The 16,953-nt window shown below is 68.5% G+C and carries 16 protein-coding genes and 2 pseudogenes; 9 read left to right on the forward strand and 9 right to left on the reverse strand.

Annotated elements, in window-relative coordinates:
* Positions 1 to 96: 96 nt before the first annotated feature.
* Genes ACZ7OY_RS41195 through ACZ7OY_RS41205 form a run of 3 tightly spaced genes read right to left on the reverse strand, consistent with a single transcriptional unit; the run spans position 97 to position 1,799 of the window.
* Positions 97 to 522, reverse strand: a complete 426-nt coding sequence (locus tag ACZ7OY_RS41195) for a hypothetical protein (protein WP_472250652.1) — start codon at positions 520 to 522, stop codon at positions 97 to 99.
* Entirely contained in the window at positions 519 to 1,103 is a 585-nt protein-coding gene (locus ACZ7OY_RS41200; RefSeq protein ID WP_472250682.1) for an IS110 family transposase, read from the reverse strand. Before ACZ7OY_RS41200 ends, ACZ7OY_RS41195 begins: the two co-directional genes overlap by 4 nt.
* Entirely contained in the window at positions 1,104 to 1,799 is a 696-nt protein-coding gene (locus tag ACZ7OY_RS41205) for an alpha/beta hydrolase (RefSeq protein WP_472250653.1), read from the reverse strand.
* A 300-nt stretch (positions 1,800 to 2,099) separates the two neighbouring features.
* Between ACZ7OY_RS41205 and ACZ7OY_RS41210 the strand changes: the two genes are divergently transcribed.
* From ACZ7OY_RS41210 to ACZ7OY_RS41230, 5 genes and pseudogenes are all read left to right on the forward strand, one after another.
* Entirely contained in the window at positions 2,100 to 2,879 is a 780-nt protein-coding gene (locus tag ACZ7OY_RS41210) for a VOC family protein (RefSeq protein ID WP_472250654.1), read from the forward strand.
* A gap of 494 nt (positions 2,880 to 3,373) precedes the next feature.
* On the forward strand, positions 3,374 to 3,868 hold the full coding sequence (locus tag ACZ7OY_RS41215; RefSeq protein ID WP_472250655.1) for a GNAT family N-acetyltransferase: 495 nt from the start codon (positions 3,374 to 3,376) through the stop codon (positions 3,866 to 3,868).
* Positions 3,869 to 3,948: 80 nt separating this feature from the next.
* Positions 3,949 to 4,128, forward strand: a pseudogene (locus ACZ7OY_RS41220) (IS701 family transposase); the annotation flags it as partial.
* Positions 4,119 to 4,313 (forward strand): annotated as a pseudogene (locus ACZ7OY_RS41225) (restriction endonuclease); the annotation flags it as partial. The pseudogenes ACZ7OY_RS41220 and ACZ7OY_RS41225, both read left to right, overlap by 10 nt.
* A 256-nt stretch (positions 4,314 to 4,569) precedes the next feature.
* Positions 4,570 to 5,064: a MarR family winged helix-turn-helix transcriptional regulator gene (locus ACZ7OY_RS41230; protein WP_472250656.1), complete on the forward strand. Its 495-nt coding sequence runs from the start codon at positions 4,570 to 4,572 to the stop codon at positions 5,062 to 5,064.
* A 467-nt stretch (positions 5,065 to 5,531) separates the two neighbouring features.
* On the opposite strand, the gene ACZ7OY_RS41235 is transcribed toward ACZ7OY_RS41230, so the two are convergent.
* The gene (locus tag ACZ7OY_RS41235; protein WP_472250657.1) at positions 5,532 to 6,611 is read right to left on the reverse strand and encodes an alkene reductase; all 1,080 of its coding nucleotides are present in this window, start codon (positions 6,609 to 6,611) and stop codon (positions 5,532 to 5,534) included.
* Positions 6,612 to 7,212: 601 nt separating this feature from the next.
* Here ACZ7OY_RS41235 and ACZ7OY_RS41240 point away from each other — a divergent pair.
* Positions 7,213 to 7,983 carry an aminoglycoside adenylyltransferase family protein gene (locus tag ACZ7OY_RS41240; RefSeq protein WP_472250658.1) on the forward strand — a complete coding sequence of 257 codons (771 nt, stop codon included), beginning with the start codon at positions 7,213 to 7,215 and terminating at the stop codon, positions 7,981 to 7,983.
* Positions 7,984 to 8,423: 440 nt separating this feature from the next.
* On the opposite strand, the gene ACZ7OY_RS41245 is transcribed toward ACZ7OY_RS41240, so the two are convergent.
* Positions 8,424 to 9,452 carry a S66 family peptidase gene (locus ACZ7OY_RS41245; RefSeq protein ID WP_472250683.1) on the reverse strand — a complete coding sequence of 343 codons (1,029 nt, stop codon included), beginning with the start codon at positions 9,450 to 9,452 and terminating at the stop codon, positions 8,424 to 8,426.
* Positions 9,453 to 9,721: 269 nt separating this feature from the next.
* Between ACZ7OY_RS41245 and ACZ7OY_RS41250 the strand changes: the two genes are divergently transcribed.
* Positions 9,722 to 10,126: an FKBP-type peptidyl-prolyl cis-trans isomerase gene (locus tag ACZ7OY_RS41250; protein ID WP_472250659.1), complete on the forward strand. Its 405-nt coding sequence runs from the start codon at positions 9,722 to 9,724 to the stop codon at positions 10,124 to 10,126.
* Positions 10,127 to 10,492: 366 nt separating this feature from the next.
* Here the strand turns inward: ACZ7OY_RS41250 and ACZ7OY_RS41255 are convergent, their stop codons facing one another.
* Entirely contained in the window at positions 10,493 to 11,545 is a 1,053-nt protein-coding gene (locus ACZ7OY_RS41255) for an NAD(P)-dependent alcohol dehydrogenase (protein WP_472250660.1), read from the reverse strand.
* 661 nt (positions 11,546 to 12,206) lie between these two features.
* On the opposite strand from ACZ7OY_RS41255, the gene ACZ7OY_RS41260 reads away from it, so the two are divergent.
* Positions 12,207 to 12,734 carry a YbhB/YbcL family Raf kinase inhibitor-like protein gene (locus ACZ7OY_RS41260; protein WP_472250661.1) on the forward strand — a complete coding sequence of 176 codons (528 nt, stop codon included), beginning with the start codon at positions 12,207 to 12,209 and terminating at the stop codon, positions 12,732 to 12,734.
* Between the two features lie 221 nt (positions 12,735 to 12,955).
* Entirely contained in the window at positions 12,956 to 13,651 is a 696-nt protein-coding gene (locus tag ACZ7OY_RS41265) for a type 1 glutamine amidotransferase domain-containing protein (RefSeq protein ID WP_472250662.1), read from the forward strand.
* A gap of 59 nt (positions 13,652 to 13,710) precedes the next feature.
* Here ACZ7OY_RS41265 and ACZ7OY_RS41270 read toward each other — a convergent pair whose 3' ends face one another.
* The 3 genes from ACZ7OY_RS41270 to ACZ7OY_RS41280 are packed head-to-tail and all read right to left on the reverse strand — an operon-like array spanning position 13,711 to position 16,631.
* Entirely contained in the window at positions 13,711 to 15,297 is a 1,587-nt protein-coding gene (locus ACZ7OY_RS41270) for a GMC family oxidoreductase N-terminal domain-containing protein (protein WP_472250663.1), read from the reverse strand.
* Complete coding sequence (locus ACZ7OY_RS41275; RefSeq protein ID WP_472250664.1) at positions 15,294 to 15,950, reverse strand: DUF5987 family protein; 657 nt, start codon at positions 15,948 to 15,950, stop codon at positions 15,294 to 15,296. Before ACZ7OY_RS41275 ends, ACZ7OY_RS41270 begins: the two co-directional genes overlap by 4 nt.
* A gap of 6 nt (positions 15,951 to 15,956) precedes the next feature.
* A complete protein-coding gene (locus ACZ7OY_RS41280) occupies positions 15,957 to 16,631 on the reverse strand; it encodes a hypothetical protein (protein ID WP_472250665.1) in 675 nt (224 codons plus the stop codon).
* Positions 16,632 to 16,953 lie beyond the last annotated feature (322 nt).

The raw sequence follows: 16,953 nt of genomic DNA on the forward strand, positions 1-16,953 counted from the left end.
GTGTGCCCGCCTCGCGCAGGGGTACGGCAACGTGGCCGGTCACCCCGGTCGGGCTCGCCGGCGTCCGTCAGCTCGTCCGCACAGCTTCGCGGGTGGTCAGGCGGGTGACGAAACGAGAGTCGTGGCGACCGACCGCTTGCGAAGCCCTTCCGCCAGGTGCGCCATCTCCACGGACGTGCCGACCACGCCGGCTCCACTCAGCTCGGCGGCCGTCAGCCGGGCTTCGCCGAGCGACAGGTGGTGCATCTCGCGCAGGGCTCGCAACACGGGGACGAGACTGGCTTCCTCGGTCGCCAGGCGAAGCCGATCTGCCCCGTGTTCGGCAAGCAGTGCCTGCCTGATCTCCTGGGGAGCTGGACCTGCGTCCGTCTCGCACCACGCGTTGGGGCAGGCTTGGCATCGCCCTTCAATGCCCCAGCACAGCTGATCCCGGTCGATGAACTGACCGAGATCGCGGACCAATACGCCACCACAGTCCGCGCAGATCGAGGCGACCTTGACTCCCTGGGTGGCGGTGATCATTGGATGTTCTCCCCACGATGTCGTTCCGTCTGATCCTGACGCAAGCGCTGCAGGGCAGCTACTGGATATCCGCGGATCAGGGTTCGGCTACGGGGCGTCATGCGGGGGTGGTTCCGGTGGCGCGGTCTGGTAGCACCGTCCATCGCGGAGGAGGGCCTCGCGGAGGAGGGCCCCAGGACGTCGACGCGGTGACGTGCGAGGGCGAGCACGGCCCGGGTATGACGCTCACCCTCGGCACGTTTGCGGTCGTGGAACCGACGGGAGTCATCGCAGCGGTAGTTCTCGGAGGCCCGGTGGATCGCCCGGCCGCAGATGTGGTGGACCAGCCGGCCGTGGTTGCGGCGGATCGTGACGGCCAGGGCGGCTCCGCCATCAGCCAGGTCGATGCCCCATGTCACCCGGCCGTTCAGAGAACGGACCTCGGCAAGGAGTTCAAGCAGTTCGGCTTCGTCAATGGCGACGCGACGTGACAGCAGCCGACGCCCGCTCTCGCCGATCGCGAGGCAGTGGTGGTGGGTATTGCCTGCGTCGATGCCGCCGAGATCGCGGCCATGCGGGTGCCTTCGAGCTCGGTGCTGCAGTTACAGGCCCAGCAACAGGTCCCGGATCGCGGCGGGCCGGGACAGAAACGGGTGGTGGCCGGCGTCAAGTTCCACGACGCTGTCGGCCCGGCGGGCGAACTCGCGCTGCAGGCGTGGCGGAGTGCCCCGGTCCTGGGCGCACACGAGGTAGGTGGAGGGCAGCTGATGCCATGCGGCCGCCCCGACGCGCTGCCCGGTCACCCTCACGCTCTGCCGGGCGAGGTGGTCAGCCGCCTGCGTCTGGACCTCGGGGCCGCAGTCCTGCAGAAATGTGTCCACGAGCAGCTCGGGACGAACCCCGAAGGTGCCGGCGTCGGAGTCGACGTCGAGGAATGCAGAGGGGCTGCCGTCCCCGAACTCCGACAGGCTCTGCCCGACCTCGGGAAGGTAGCTGGAGACCAGCAGCAGGTTGCGTACCGACCCGACGCCCGCAGCGGCTTCCGCGGTGACGATGCCGCCGTAGCTGTGTGCGACCACGACGGTGGACTCGTCGCTGTCCAGCAGTGCCTGCCGCACCGCCGTGACGTCCTCGGAAAGCCCCGGACCTCCGGCGCCCGCGGGCAGACCCGCCTCGCCGCAGCTCGGCAGGGCCGGCGCCACGCTCAGCACCCCTCGCTCCTGCAGCAGCTCGGCGGTGCGATGCCACCACCACGACCCGTCGCGCACACAGGCCCCATGCACGAACACGACCCTCATCGGTGCCTCCACGTCCGCCTCGGCTGCCCTCGATCAACGGCAGACGCAGCCGACGCTACGACAGGAAGCGGAAGATCAATCACGGAATCGCGGTCAGAGCCCTGAAAACGGCAAGGCATGCTCCCCGCCCCACTTGGCCCGGTTCCCAAGGAATTGGGGGAGCCGAGCGAGTGGCTGGGGAGTCTGCCTTCGCCCGCGTGCTCAGCCTGAGGTATCAGACGACGTCGGTGGCGTGTCGGACGGCGGGTCTGCGGTCCGCGATGCAAGGTGACGGACAGACCTCACGAGAAGGGACGAAAGTTGCCTGAGATCACCACTCCGTACGCCACCGGCACCCCGTGCTGGGTCGATCTGATGGCGAAGGACCAGCAGACCGCGCTGGACTTCTACCAGGACCTGCTCGGCTGGCAGGGCCAGCCCGGTCCGGCCGAGTTCGGCGGGTACGCAGTCTGCGAGCTGAACGGCAAGGCCGTGGCCGGCATCGGTCCCGCGATGGCCCCCGAAGGAATGCCGGAACCGCCGACCGTCTGGACCAGCTACCTGGCCAGCACCGACGCCCAGGTCACCCAGGATGCGATCGTCGCCGCTGGCGGCACTGTGCTCGTCCCGGCGATGGACGTAGGCAGCCTCGGCCGCATGCTGGTCGCCTCCGACCCGCAGGGCTCGGTGTTCGGAGTCTGGCAGCCCGGCGAGTTCTTCGGCGCGCAGGTGGTCAACGAGCCCGGCGCGCTGACCTGGAACGAGCTGCACACCAGCGACGTGGAGGGCGCCACCGCCTTCTACCGCGAGGCGTTCGGCATCAAGATCGAGCCGATGGAGGGCGCGGACGCGTACTGGCAGATGTCGGTCGGCGGCCGTCCGGTCGGCGGCGTCACGCTGCTGGCCAACGACCCGCCGGGCACCCCGGTGCACTGGCTGACCTACTTCGCGGTCGACGACGTGGACTCCACCGTGGACGCCCTGGTCAAGAGGGGCGGCACGGTCCTTGCCCCGCCGTTCGACATGATGGCCGGCCGCATGACGGTCGTCGCCGACCCGCAGGGCGCCCCGTTCGCGATGATCAAGCCGAACCAGATGTAGACCGCCGCCGTGCCCCGCCCGCCCGCAGACCGCTGGGCGGGCGGCATCGGCACGTGGCAGACGATCGGGGCGACACCGCGGCGGCAGCAGGCACCCACGGCATTCAAGCTTCGGGCGCCCTCTCGACCGCGTCGAGGGGAGCATCGATGCGGGTGTCGTCTCCGAAGATCTGCGCAATCAGCTGGGTCAATGCTGCGGGTGCGGCTGACGACGCCCCCGCCGTTGCGAACGTCGAGTACATCGACGTTGAAAGGCACCCGCCGCATCACGCCTCGCAGGAAAGTCTCCAACCGGGGCCCCGTCCACGCGGCCTTTCCTCATGCCTGCATGCGCCTGCGCTACCCAGCGCGCGAGGGCGTCAAGCCCCAAGAGATCGTTACGGGACGAACCTTAATGGCTCTCGTGTAAAACGATCCTTGGCTCTGGCCCGAAGTCGCCTGTGCCTGGCTGCCGTACCGTGGACGGCTTGCGACGGGGACGGGAGCATGGCGAGCATGCCAACCTGGACAATCAAGCCCGAGCCCGTGACTGGCATGGCTGTGGACGAGGTGATGCGGCAGTACTTCACGGAGATGGCCCTGCGGGTGCTGGGACGTTCAGCTACGGAGGCCGAGCTTCGAACCGTGCTTGTCAACGACCCCCACCACGAACTCAGGCCGCCCGGCGGCGAGTTCCTTGTCGCACGCAGTGACGGAGGCGAGCTTCTTGGCTGTGCGGGAGTGAGGCTGCTTGACGGCAACCCGAAGACGGCGGAACTCAAGCGGATGTACGTGTGTCCTGCCGGGCGGGGAGTGGGACTGGGCCGCGGGCTGCTGCTTGCCGTCGAGGACGCTGCCGGGAGGCTGGGAGCTACTCGGATCGTGTGCGAGACCAATACCGAGCTCACCGAAGCGCGGGCCATGTATACGCGGTACGGATACGCGGAGACGGTGCCGTATGAAGGCCACGGCAGGGCGGACCACTGGTACGCCAAGGCCCTCGGGCAGTGAGACCGTCGAATCAAACTGCTCCGGTTGAGATCATCTTGATGTGGCCGGTGAGATCACGGCGTCGGAGGTGACACCGCCTTCTGGAGCAGGCGGACGTCTTCCATGTCATGGCCACTATGCGGCACGATACCGTCGTGACCCGTCGGGCCATGGACCATCGTGCCCGCGACCTGTTCCCCGGCCTGCCCCGCCAGAAGTGGAAACGCCGTTCCTACGGTGAGGGCGCCCACGGCCGCCGACGCGTTGACGACTGGGCCCGATCGCCTTCGAAGGTTTCGTTGCCGATCTCTTCCGGGCCATGGGGATGCAGGCGGTGACCACCCAGCCTTCCAACGATGGCGGTGTGGACGTCGACGCCCTGGATCCGACACCGATTCGAGACGGCAAGATCGTCGTGTGCTTTCCCGGAACGCCTGGACCTGTATCCGTACACCGTCTATCCGGCGGCGCACGGAGGCCTGCCGATCGCCCGCTCGTCATCCGGGACCCGCGTCTTCCTGCGCCCGGCGAGGGCCGACAGGCGGGACTGGTCGATCGTCATCGACATGGGTGAATGATGCCGACCCGGTGCGGTGGGGCGATGCGGCCCGCCAAAGGCGGTGGTGGGCGTCGTCTGCAGGGTGGTGGAAGGGGAACGTCTACAGTCCTTGTCGGGGTGCTCGGGGCCGTCGGGCACCCGTGCTGAGGTGAGGAAACGCGCGATGGGTGAGGCTTCGGAGGCCGCGGGACGGGAGCTGCCGGGCACTTCGTTGGCCCCGGTGGGGGCTGCGGTGGTGCGAGTGGCGCGACTGCACCGGATGCTGGCGGGCCAGTTGCTCCGGGAGGTCGGCCTGCACGTCGGCCAGGAGCTGGTGATGCTGGAGCTGTGGGAGCGCGGGCGGCTGCGGCAGGTGGACCTGGCCGAGGTGCTGGGAGCGGACGCGGCGACGGTGACGCGGACGCTGCGGCGGCTGGAGCAGTCCGGGTTCGTGCGTCGTATCCCTTCGCCGGACGACAAGCGGTCGATGCTGGTGGAGCCGACGGTGGCGAGTCTGGGGGTGCGGCGACGGGTCGAGGAGCTGTGGTCGCAGCTGGAGGGCTACCTGACCGGGCAGATGTCCGAGGAGGAGAAGGAGACGAGCATCGCGGTGCTGCGGCGGCTGGAGGCGGGGTTGGCCCGTCACACCCCCGAGGGTTCCCTCTACTCCGAGGACTGACACCGCCCCGCTGCAGCGGGGCGGCCACGTGGCGATGCCGCAGCAGTAGGGGGCGGCGGGGTGGACGCGATGACCTCGCCGTGGCAGCCGAATTCGGCTGTGACGTCAGCGTCGAGGAAGTGGGCACCTTCCAGAGGTGGCTGACGCCGTCGTCGACGACGAAGCCGAGCTTCGGGTTGGCCTGCAGGTTCCGTCAGCGCCGGGAGCGGCCCGCGGCGGGATGGCCGATCAGGAGGCTGTCGCCGCGCCGTCGCGCAGGGAGTAGGTCACCGAGTTGTACCGCGGCTGGCCGGATGGGCCGGTCGGGCGGCGGGCGCGTCGGAGGGGCGGGCGTCGGCCAGCTCGCGGCGCAGCCTGAGGCCCGCCCCGGTCGGCTTCACCAGGACCGAGCGGCGGTCGACGGGGAGGGGGAGTGGGGGTTGTGGCGGCCGGGGCGAGAGCGTACGACTCCGCCCCGGCCGGTGCGCTCAGTCCTGGAGGGCGGGGTAGTCGGTGTAGCCGGTGTGGTCGCCGCCGAAGGACTTCGCGCGGTCGGGGGTGTTGAACGGGCCGCCCTGCTCCAGGCGCTTCGGGAGGTCGGGGTTGGCCATGAACAGCGCGCCGTAGGCGATCAGGTCGGCGGTACCGTTCTGGATCAGCTGCAACTCGCCCGGCCCCGTGGGCTCCTGGCCGGTGAACGGGTTCAGTACGAAGGTGCCCGGCCACGTCTTGCGGATCTGCTCGGTCAGGTCGCGGTGGCCGGGGGCTTCCATCTCGTGCAGGTAGGCAAGGCCGAGCGGGGCCAGCCCCTCGACCAGGGCGGCGTAGGTGGCCTCGACGTCGTCGCGGTCGTTCTCGGCGATGTCGTTGAACGGGTTGCCCGGCGACAGCCGGAACCCGGTGCGTTGTGCACCGATCGCGTCCGCGACCGCGCGGGCGGTCTCGATGGCGAAGCGCGCCCGGCGGGCGGGGCTACCGCCCCAGGCGTCGGTGCGGATGTTGGAGTTCGGCGCCAGGAACTGGTGGATCAGGTAGCCGTTGGCCCCGTGCAGTTCCACACCGTCGAAGCCCGCCGCGATCGCGTTGCGCGCTGCGTCGGCGAAGTCTGCGACGGTCGCCTCCACTTCGGCGTCGGTCAGCTCGTGCGGGACCTCGAAGTCCTTCATGCCGTCGTGTGTGTACACCTGACCGGCGGCCTGCACCGCCGACGGTCCGACCGGCTGTCGGCCCTGCCAGCTGGAGTGTCCGACACGGCCGGTGTGCATCAGCTGCAGGAAGATCACGCCGCCTGCTGCGTGCACAGCGTCGGTGACCTTGCGCCAGGCAGTGACCTGCTCCGCGCTGTGGATGCCCGGGGTGTCGGGGTAGCCCTGGCCGACCTCGGACGGCTGGGTGCCCTCGGTGACGATCAGACCGGCGCCCGCCCGCTGCGCGTAGTAGGTCGCCATCAGCTCGGTCGGGGACTGCTCGGGGCCGTAGGCGCGGCTGCGCGTCATCGGGGCCATCACGATGCGGTTGGACAGGGTCGTACCGGCCAGCTCGTAAGGCTCGAACGCCTTGGTGGACATCTGCGTACTCCTCGGATCCGGTCAGTGCCACTGCCGCCACATGGCTGCTGCGGGCACTCTCACAACATTTACTTGCTCGAACAAGTAAACGCCGGGATGAGGTAAAGCGCAAACGGCGTCGGTGGCGTATCGCGGTGGGTGGCCGCTCCGTGGTGCCTATCTGGTAGGTAAGACGTCGCAGGCGTGCACGACGGGCCGTGCGGACCAGGCTTGGCTGCTAGATATTTGTCCGGCCAATTAATGGATCTATGGAGCTTCGGTGTCTCCGGTGGGTCGCCCGCCGTGGGAGTGCACCCCGGTTGGCCGCACAGTTCGATCCGTGGAGACCCTTTCCCGGCGACAAGGTTCATCCGAGCACCGGCAACTCCTCCGTGTGCGCGGCAGATCCCTTGGACAAGCGTTCCGGAGTGCCGCTTCGGCGAAGGGGAAACACACGCCCCGTCCCGGTGGGTCGACGAGGGCAGAGCACTGGAGCCTGCTGCGAGGGTGCTGGTCAAAGCCGGTCGTCGACGGTTGCCGTCGGCACGCTCGTGCGAGGGCGGACCGAGAACCGCCCCGTTCTGCCCTGCAGTCGCACCGGACGATAAGAGAAACTGGCGCGGTGAATCAGCTTCAGGAGATCGCGGGATTGGCCAGTGGCGTGCTGGACGGGGATCTCATCGGCGCCTACCTGCACGGATCTTCCTTGCTCGGAGGACTCAGACCAGCCAGCGACGTGGACGTACTGCTCGTCTCCCGGAGGTCGTTGGACGAGCGGGGACGACGGGCGCTTCTCGGCGGCCTGCTCGGGATCTCCGGCTCCCGTCACAAGGCCCGCCCGGTCGAGCTCACCGTGCTCGTCCAGTCCGAGGTCCAGCCATGGCGATACGCTCCGACCTGCGACTTCCTGTACGGCGAGTGGCTGCGCGCCGAGTACGAGGCCGGGATGGTCCCCCGGCCGGAGCCGATGCCCGATCTCGCCCTGCTGATCACGATGACGCTGACCGGCGACCACCCCCTCGTCGGCCCGCGGCCGACGCAGGTCTTCGACCCCGTCCCGCACTCCGACCTGGTCCGGGCAAGCGTGGCGGGCATCCCCGACCTGCTCGAGAGCCTGGACGGCGACACCCGCAACGTCCTGCTGACCTTCGCACGCATCTGGACCACGCTCAGCACCGGCCGGATCAGGCCGAAGGACGCTGCCGCCGACTGGGCCCTGGCTCACCTCCCTCCCGAACACCGCCCTGTGCTCGAGCACGCCAGGCAGCTCTATCTCAACTGCTCCTATTCCGACGAAAGCTGGAGCGACACGCTGCGGGCTCAGGTCCGTCCGCACGCGGACCGGGTGCTCGCTGAGATCGACCGGTTGAACACCTGGAGTCAGCGGACATGAGAGCCGCTCCGCACCCGCTCAACCACACAGGCAGGTAAGGAGACACGCCAGCGACGAGGGAACCTGGACGGACCCCACTTGGGATGGTGCCGAGGCTCACGAGCCTTCCCTGCCGCCGGCGAGACGGCGACGCCACCGACGTTAGTAGTCGGTCGGGAGTCGCTCGACTCGATGGATCGCCAGGCTGGTACGGATCGAAAGCCAGCGGATCCGGCCTGATGGCGGACCTTCCCAGGCGCGCGGGGCGCGTCGACGGTCGCCACGGAGCCCGCCGGGCTGCGTCACCGGTCAACCCACTTGATTTTGCGGCTCGTTCGGCAGCCCCTTCACCTGGCGGCCTATGACACCACCAGAGCCGTTTGGCTGCTCGACGAGCCCGGCGCCGCACCTCCCGGCGTGCGCAAGGTCTGGGCCGACGCACCGGGGACCGGTCTGATGCGTCAGTTCAACGTCTGTGTCAGTTCGCTTCGGCTCGGTGTGTGAACGATCCGGCCGTACGCTCCGTTGACGATCGGCATGTAGGGCGGGACGTGGCCGCACTCGATGTCGGCGATGATCGGTACGTTGAGAGAGCCAAGTGCGTCGAGGACGGCCTCGTGCTGGCTGAGGGAACGGTTATGGGGTGCGTTGGTCCGACCGACGAGAACCGCGTTCGCCCGGTCGAAGAACCCTGCGAGCTTCATGCCGTGCAGGTTCCGGCAGATGGTGAAAGCATCGCCGTCGGCTGCCTCCACATACACGAGGAGCCCGTCCGGTGACTCGTTGCGAGCGAAGGACGAGATGTCGAGGAAGGCCGTCCCCGCGAGATTGCACAGAGTTTCGATGCAGCCGCCGATCAATCTGCCCTCGGCTTCCACGTCACCGCCGCCGTCGAGTCGGGTCCACGCGCCCACGGAGTCAAGCGTGTACTCGCGTATGTCGGGGCAGGTGGCGTAGTCGTCGAAGCCGGTGGTCCGGTGGCGGCCGGGCGGGGTCTGGGTGAACCGGTACCCCTGTGGCGCTGCGACGATGTCGAGCCACGATCGCAGTCCCTCGGGCACTCGGTAGGGCGTGTCCATGAGGTTGTTGCCATGGACGGTCGCCGTCCCGGTGAGCAGAGTCATCGGTGTCATCAGAGTCGACGTGTCGGAGAATCCGACGAGCCAGGTGGGCTCTGCCTCCCGCAGCTTGTCCCAGTCGAGCAGTGGTATCAGGTCGATGGCGGTCTCCCCGCCCCACGGCGGCACGATGGCCTTGATGGTGGGGTCGCTCAGCATCGACATCAGTTCGCTCGCGCGGTCAGCGGCCGAAGCGCTGACGTGCCCCGAGCCGTCCATGCACCGGCCGATGACGACCTCGTACCCGCGGTCCTGAAGATCACGAACTGCGACATCGAGGCGCTCACGTAGTTCCTTCGCGACCCCGCTCGACGGAGAGGTGACGCCAACACGGTCACCGGGACGCAGGGGGGAGGGGTATCGAACAGCCATGCGCTGGATTTTGACATAGTGCCGTGTCCTGAGGACACCGAGTTCTATGCGCTCCAAGCGGTCCGGATGCCGGTTCGCCAGGTTCAGAAGACCCCGAGTAACCGGCACTCGGCTGGGCGAGATCCCGGCGCGAGATCATCAGGGGTGTCGGTGGATCTGGTGTGCTGCGGGGACCGGCAATCTCGGTAGCGTGACCATCTCGTGCATGGAGTGTCCATGTGTCCGGCAGGACCGTGCGACGGCTTCCGACGGAGAGTGATGAGGCTGCAATGAGTGAACTGACGAAGCCCGAGGTTGACGTTCCGGAAGGTGACGCTCCTGTCGAGCTGACCATCCGGGACCTGGTCGTCGGGGACGGGGCCGAGGTCAAGCCGGGCATGGTGGTCAGGGTCCACTATGTCGGGGTGACCTTCGAGTCCGGGAAGGAGTTCGATGCCTCCTGGGACCGGGGCCAGCCGTTCAAGTTCGCCCTGGGCAGTGGCAAGGTCATCAAGGGCTGGGACCGGGGAGTGAGGGGGATGAGGGTCGGCGGTCGGCGGGAGATCATCGTCCCGCCGCGTCTCGGATACGGCAATCAGTCGCCCTCGCCGTTGATCCCGCCGGGCTCGACCCTGGTCTTCGTGGTGGACCTGCTGGACTCGTATTCCAGCACAACCGGGTGGAGCAATGCCTAGCGCTGGATTCCTCGAACGAGGAGCTTGTGGCGTCCGGGCGGCTGGCTGCTGCCTGGCTCGCCTCGGCGGGCCACGCTGGAGGTGGGACTCCGATTCGAGCAAATGATCATTGGCTTCTGGCTGGAAGTCGCGGCGTCACCGGCGAGCCTGTCGGTAGGGGCGCTTGATGAATGACGCGGTGACAGTGACGGCGACGTGACCGTGTATCGGACGTGACGCTGTCCGCTTCCTCGCAAGGGAGCGGACAGACGCGTTCGGCATCAGGCTGCATGCCCTGCTCGCCGCCCGGCCGTCTCGGGACGGCGAGCAGGCGGCCTTCTGCGGTCGACGAATGTCCTGTCGTTGGCCTCGTCCACCGTGCGGTCGTCACTCGAAGACGATCACCTGGCGTCCGACGATGTCGCCGTGGCCGAGGCCCTCCAGGTTGTCGTTGATGTCCTCGAGCCCGACTTTGGTGACGTTGTGCTTGACGAGGCCGGCTTCGGCGAGGGAGAGCACCTCGACCAGGTCCAGGTGATTGCCCCAGAAGGAGCCCATGTAGGTCAGCTCTGTCCCCACGAAGGGGAATTGCTTGTGCTCGACGTGGTGGCTCATGAGGCCGACGGCCGTCAGTACGCCCTCGGGGCCCAGCAGGTCGAACCCCATCGAGATGGACGCGTTGCTGCCGACGCAGTCCAGGATGGCGTCGATCGTCCTGCGGCCGGTGAGCTGTTCCAGCTCGTCCTGGATGGTCTCGGTGGACTTGTCGCGGACGTTGATGCCGTGGTCGGCGCCGTTCTCCTTCGCCACGTCCAGCTTGCTGTCCTTGCGGGCGAGGGCCACCACGGTCGCCCCGCCGCCGAGGAGCTTCGCGTACTGAACCGCGTAGCTGCCCAGGCCCCCGATGCCCGTGACGGCGACGGTACGGCCGGGGCCGAGCTTTCCCGTGTCCCGCAGCTTGCGCATCCCGCGGTACGGAGTCATGCCCGCGTCCGTCATCGGGGCGAGAAGCTCAGGTGCCTCTGCCGCGTTCTCCGAGACGGGGATCGCGTGGCGGCATTCCACGGCCATGTACTCGGCGAAGCCTCCGGGAGGTCCGAAGCCCACCCACCTGCCGTTGCCGCTGCACAGCTGTTCGTTGCCCTCCCGGCACTGGCGGCATGTGCCGTCGCCCCAGCTGGGGTTGACCACGACCATGTCGCCTTCCGAATAGCCCACCGTTTTCGGTACGGCGCTACCCATCCCGGCTACCCGTCCGGTGACCTCGTGGCCGGGGATATAGGGCAGGTCGACGGGGAACGGACCCTCGAAGTAGCCATTGAGGAGTTGGTAGTCGCTGCGACACATTCCGGTCGCGGCGACCTTCAGCAAGATCTCGTCCGGGCCCGGGTCGGGCACGGGCACTTCGTCGATTCGCAGGGGCTCTTTGTATCCGTGCATCCGAGCTGCTTGCATCTGCATGGGAGTGCCTCGCTTTCGCCGGCGGGCAGCCGTGCGGACCAGTGCAGTGTGACGAGCGTGCAGTGTGACGAGACCACGGATGCATCACCGGCCGACACGGCTGCCGCTCCGCTTCGAACATCTCCAGGGTCCTGCCCCTGCTGTGGCCGCGCATCCGGAGTCCGGGGGCGGCAAGGGAACCGCTGCTGCGTGCGCACGAACCCGTCCGGTGACCGCGCTGCGAGGGGTGCTGCACTGGGCTTCACAGAAGGCTTGTGGGTCACAATCACCTGCCACTCCCGTCACACCCGCTTACGTGATCACAAGCTCGTCGAGTTTCCGTGCCACGCCCGGTCCTTCACCCCCAGATCGCCTGCAGCGTCGCGCGGTGGCTCACTCCACCGTCGGGGCCTACCGTTGGTGGGTGGGAGTGCCACATTCGACACGTGGTTGCACGGCGGTACAGGTGCGCGTGGAGTGCATCTGTACCGCCGTGTCTGTTGCTCCTGCCGATGCGAGTGAAACGGCACGTCGTAACCGGAGGTCACGCCGGTATGACCGTCGTGGGCGACGCCTGCCGTGCGGGGAGGAGCCGCCAGACGGGGGGCACGCCTGGGACACCGGAAGGGTGAGTCTTCGGTCGGGAAAGCGAGGGATCATCGTGATCAAGCCCTATGCCCCGTACGACTTCATGCCGCCGATCCCGAGCTTCTCGCTGACCTCGCAGTCCCTGGCCAACGGCGAGCAACTGGCGCGCGAGCACGTGAGCGGCATCCTGGGGGCAGGTGGATCGGACATCTCACCGCAGCTGAGCTGGACGGGCTTCCCCGAGCAGACCCGCAGTTTCACGGTCGCGATGTTCGATCCCGACGTGCCCACCGCCTCGGGCTTCTGGCATTGGGCCGTGGCCAACCTCCCCGCCTCCGTGACCGACCTGCCTGCCGGGGCGGGAGACGGAAGCGAATTGCCGGGCGGAGCGGTGACGCTGCCCAACGACGCCGGCTACAGGAGGTACCTCGGCCCGGCAACGCCCCCGGGAAACGGACCGGACCGCTACTTTCTCGTGGTACACGCCGTCGACGTGGAGAAGCTGGACGTGGCCGAGACGACAGCCCCCGCCCTCATGGACTTCCTCCTGTTCACGCACGCGATCGCGCGGGCGACCATGTACGGCACCTTCGAGCGATGAGAGCCGTCCGGACGGCCGGCCTCGGATTAACTCGATCGCCGCACGCATATTCCATGAGTGCGGCACGCATATCCAATACTGTTTTGCGTGCTGCTTGACGGCGTGTACGCCGGATCAACACGGGTTGCACCCCCACAGGCGCCTGCTCACACTTGATCCATAGAGATGCATTTGGCGATGTCGCGGGCCCTTCGCGGGCCGCCATTCCACAGGAGTGTCCGATGGCCAAGATTCTTTTCGTGCTGACCGGCGCAAGTTACTGGACCCTGAAAGACGGTCACCGGCACCCGACCGGTTACTGGGCCGAGGAGTTCGTCGCGCCCTACACCGTCTTCACCGACGCCGGACACGAGGTCACGGTGGCAACTCCGGGCGGGATCGTGCCTGTTGTGGACACGATGAGCCTCGAACCCAAGATGGCGGGCGGCGAGGAGAACTCCCTCAAGGAAGAAGCCGTCATCGAGAAGGCGGACGAGCTGCGGCATCCCATCCCCCTCACGGAGGTGCGCCTCGACGACTACGACGCCGTCTACTACCCCGGAGGCCACGGCCCGATGGAAGATCTCTCCGTCGACCCCGACTCCGGAGCACTGCTGCGCGAAGCGCTCGCCTCCGGCAAACCGCTCGGCATCGTCTGCCACGCACCCGCCGCGCTCCTCGCGACCCGAGACGCGAACGGCGCCACCCCCTTCGCCGGCTACCGCCTGACGGGCTTCTGCAACGATGAGGAAGCCGGTGTCGGCTTCGCCGACAAGGCCAAGTGGCTGCTGGAGGACGAGCTGAAGAAGCTGCCCACCGAGTACTCGCGAGGCCCGGTCTGGGAGCCCTACACGGTCTCGGACCGCAACCTTCACACAGGTCAGAACCCCGCCTCCTCGGGCCCCCTCGCCAAAGTGGTGCTCGCCGCTCTCTCCTGACCGGACGCAGGACCGGGGCCGAGTGCAACCACGTCCTGCCGGAGGCAAGCCACGTCGGTCTATCGGCCGGGCAGCGGGACGCCCCCTGTCATCGTCACCCCGGCCTCGGCGACGCGGGTCGCGATCCCGGTGGTGGCGCGTTCGGCCAGCGCGGCGATGGTCAGTGACGGATTGACGGTGAGCGAGGCGGGAACAGCCGCGCCGTCCGTGACGAACAGACCGCGGAATCCTCGTAGTTCGTGCTTGTCGTCGAGGGCACTGGTGGTCGGGTCGTCGCCGATGCGCGCGGACCCGAGCGGGTGGGCCGTGACCGTACCGGCCAAGGCCTCGGTCCACGGACGGACCCGGGACAGACCGTCCTTCTCCAGGATTGCGCGGAGCGCCGTGTCAGCCCGGTCCCATGCCTGGCGGGTTCGGGTGGTGGGGTGGAAGGACATCGTGCCCTGACCGAGCCCGGGTGCCAGGCGGAGGAAGCTCCCGGTGGGAGGAACCACACCGAAGGTGCCTTCGTTGTCGTCCTCCGTCATGGCGAGCAGGGTGAGCCACGATGGCCAACGGGCCCGCATCTGACGCTTGTCGACGCCGAACCAGCCGGGCGCGCCGGTCGTCTGGGCGAGGACGTTGGTCAGCGGCGGGAAGTAGATCTGCTGGAGCATGAACCGGCTGTACTCCGGTGCGGACGCGTCCAGGTAGTCGTACGTGGCGGAAGTGATCGGCCGGCCGATCGGCAGTCCCTGGTAGACGGTCCCGTCGGGGCGGGAGAGCCCGAGCAGCGACCCCGCCTTGCCCTCGTCGACGTCGGCGACGCTGACGTGGTCGCCGTTGCCGGAGAAGTAGCGGCCGACCGCACCCGGGATGCCGCCGAGCAGAAGGGAGGACCGCTGGAGGATCACCGGCGTGCCCACTGCACCCGCCGCCAGCACCACGACCTTGGCGTGGATGATCCCCACGTTCGTGGTGCAGGTGTAGTCGTCGGGGTCGAGGACGGTGTAGGCGACCGCGTAGCGGTAGCCGGACTCCAGTGAGGGGGTGATCAGCTGAACCTCGTGGAGCGGCCGGATGACCGCGCCATGGGCTTCCGCCGCGGGAAGATAGTTGAGGAGCATGGAGCGCTTGGCGTCGAACGCGCAGCCCGACAGCATCCAGTTGCAGTTGGTGCAGGCAGCGGTGTCCACCGCCACCGGAACCGGATTGCAGGTGTGCCCGGCTCGATGGCAGGCGGCCGCCAGTACGCCGCCCGCGTAGGAGACGTCCGACCAGCCGGTGCGTGCGACCGGCAGTGCCGTCTCCACCCGGTCGTACCACGGGTCGAGCGTGGCACGGCTGATGGACGCCGGCCATATCCGCCGTCCGATGCTGCCGTGGCGCTCGAAGGCGTACGACGGCGCCCGCAGCGAGGCGGCGAAGTAGACGACGCTGCCGCCGCCCACGCAGTTGCCCGCGACCACCGAGACGCCGTCGCCGCGGATCACATCGACGATCTTGTTGTAGGTGCCCAGGCGCATGGAGTGGCTGAACTGTGCCGCACCCAAGCGGGGACCGCGCTCGAGAACGGTGACGCGTGCTCCGCCTGCGGCCATGTAGTACGCGGGGATGGCCCCGCCGAAGCCGCTGCCGATCACCAGGACGTCCGTGGTCTGGGTCATGCCGGGCTCCCGGAAGGGGTCGTGGCGGGATGGAGCGCCGCGAGCGGGCGGCCGTAGGAGAAGTCCCCGAAGCGCCACAGGCCGTCCGGGTCCGGCTTGGGGAACCGCAGCCAGTTCAGGCCCGGATGGCCCTGGGCCAGGGCGGCGGCCGTGTCGGACTGCCCGGCGGTGTCGAACGCGATGCCGACGATCAGGCTCATCACCTGCCAGACCGGCTCGTCGATGTCGCCCGAGCCGAACAGGCCGCTGACCAGGTTGGTCCGATGCGAGAAGGACAGGCCGACGAAGGGCGGCCGGCTGGGCGACAGCCAGATCAGCCGGACCGCCGCGTAGGCGACGGCACGGGCGTCGAGCAGGGCCGCGATCTCCGGCAGCAGCGGGGCCAGCGGCAGCTGGGGCGAGTTCATGACGTCGATGACGCCTGCCTGGACGGCACCCGGCCCGGTGACGGCGCCGGCGCACACCTGATCACCCGAAAACCGGTGCTCACCGGGGATGAGGGTGTCGGCAAAGGCTCCCAGGGTCTGTGTCGTCCAGCCCTCGGAGACCTGCGCCGCGGCGGCTGCCGGAGTGGCGGTGAGCCCCCCGGCGGCCAACACGGCAACCGATGCGGTGAGCGCCTTGAGGATCGCTCGTCGTTCGACGGTGGACACGGCCGCTCAGCCGATCAGCGCGCAGCCGAGGTCGTACGGCAGCGCCACCGTCAGACCGGTCTCCCCGGCCTCCTGGCCGTATTCGGACAGCGCGTCGGCCAGGTTGTCGAAGTTCGAGGCGCGCAGGGCGGCGACGGCGTCGCCGATGCCCACTGTCTGGCCGTTGACGCTGAAGTGGTTGAGGCGGGCGCCGGCCCGTCGGCCGGTCTTGTCCCACCAGTACTGGCCGTCCCACGCCACGTACGGTACGGCGCCGTTGGTGGCCTGCACGCTCCAGTGGTCCTTCTGGTAGTAGCGGCAGGTCAGCATGGTGATGGCGAAGCGGGAGGGTTCGGCGACCAGGAAGCGCAGGGCTCCACCGTCGTCGAAGGTGATGTCGCGCTTGCTGTACTCCACGCACAGCGGGTTCGCGAACATCAGCCACAGGGGCGGATGTTCACCCTCGCCGAAGTTGTGCCAGGTGCAGGTGGCGGCGAAGCCCGGCTCGGTGAAGGGCCCGACCGCAGGCACGTCGGAGGAAGTTCGGACCACAGCCGAGGTGCTCACGGTCTGGGCCGTACGGACGTCGGTCGCCGATCCGGCGGGTGCGGCGGATGCGTCATGGCTCGGGAACAGCGCGGCGCAGACCCCGAGGGCCAGCGCGAAGCCGGCCGCGGTGGTGCGCAGGTGCACAGGGAACACAGGACCTCCTGGACGCGGAAAAGTGTGGTGTCGCTCGAAAATGGCCACCGAGGGCGGGGAACCGGCGGGCCGAGGATGGGGCACTTTGCTCAGGAGCAGAGGTGGTACGGGTGGCTGACCGGGTCACGCTGACGACGACAGGCGTCCCGATGCGGGCGAGGTGGGAGCGGCCATGTCTTCGCCGGCGCCCTGGCCGACAGCGACGGCGAGAGCGACAGCGACAGGCGACGGCGACAGGCGACGGCGTCGGCGTTCGAACGCGTGGGCAGGTCGCGGGACGGCGTACGGTCGGGCTGCGTTCTGTCGAGCGGCGGGTCGTCGG

The sequence above is a fragment of the Streptomyces sp. NPDC107559 genome (assembly GCF_055657365.1).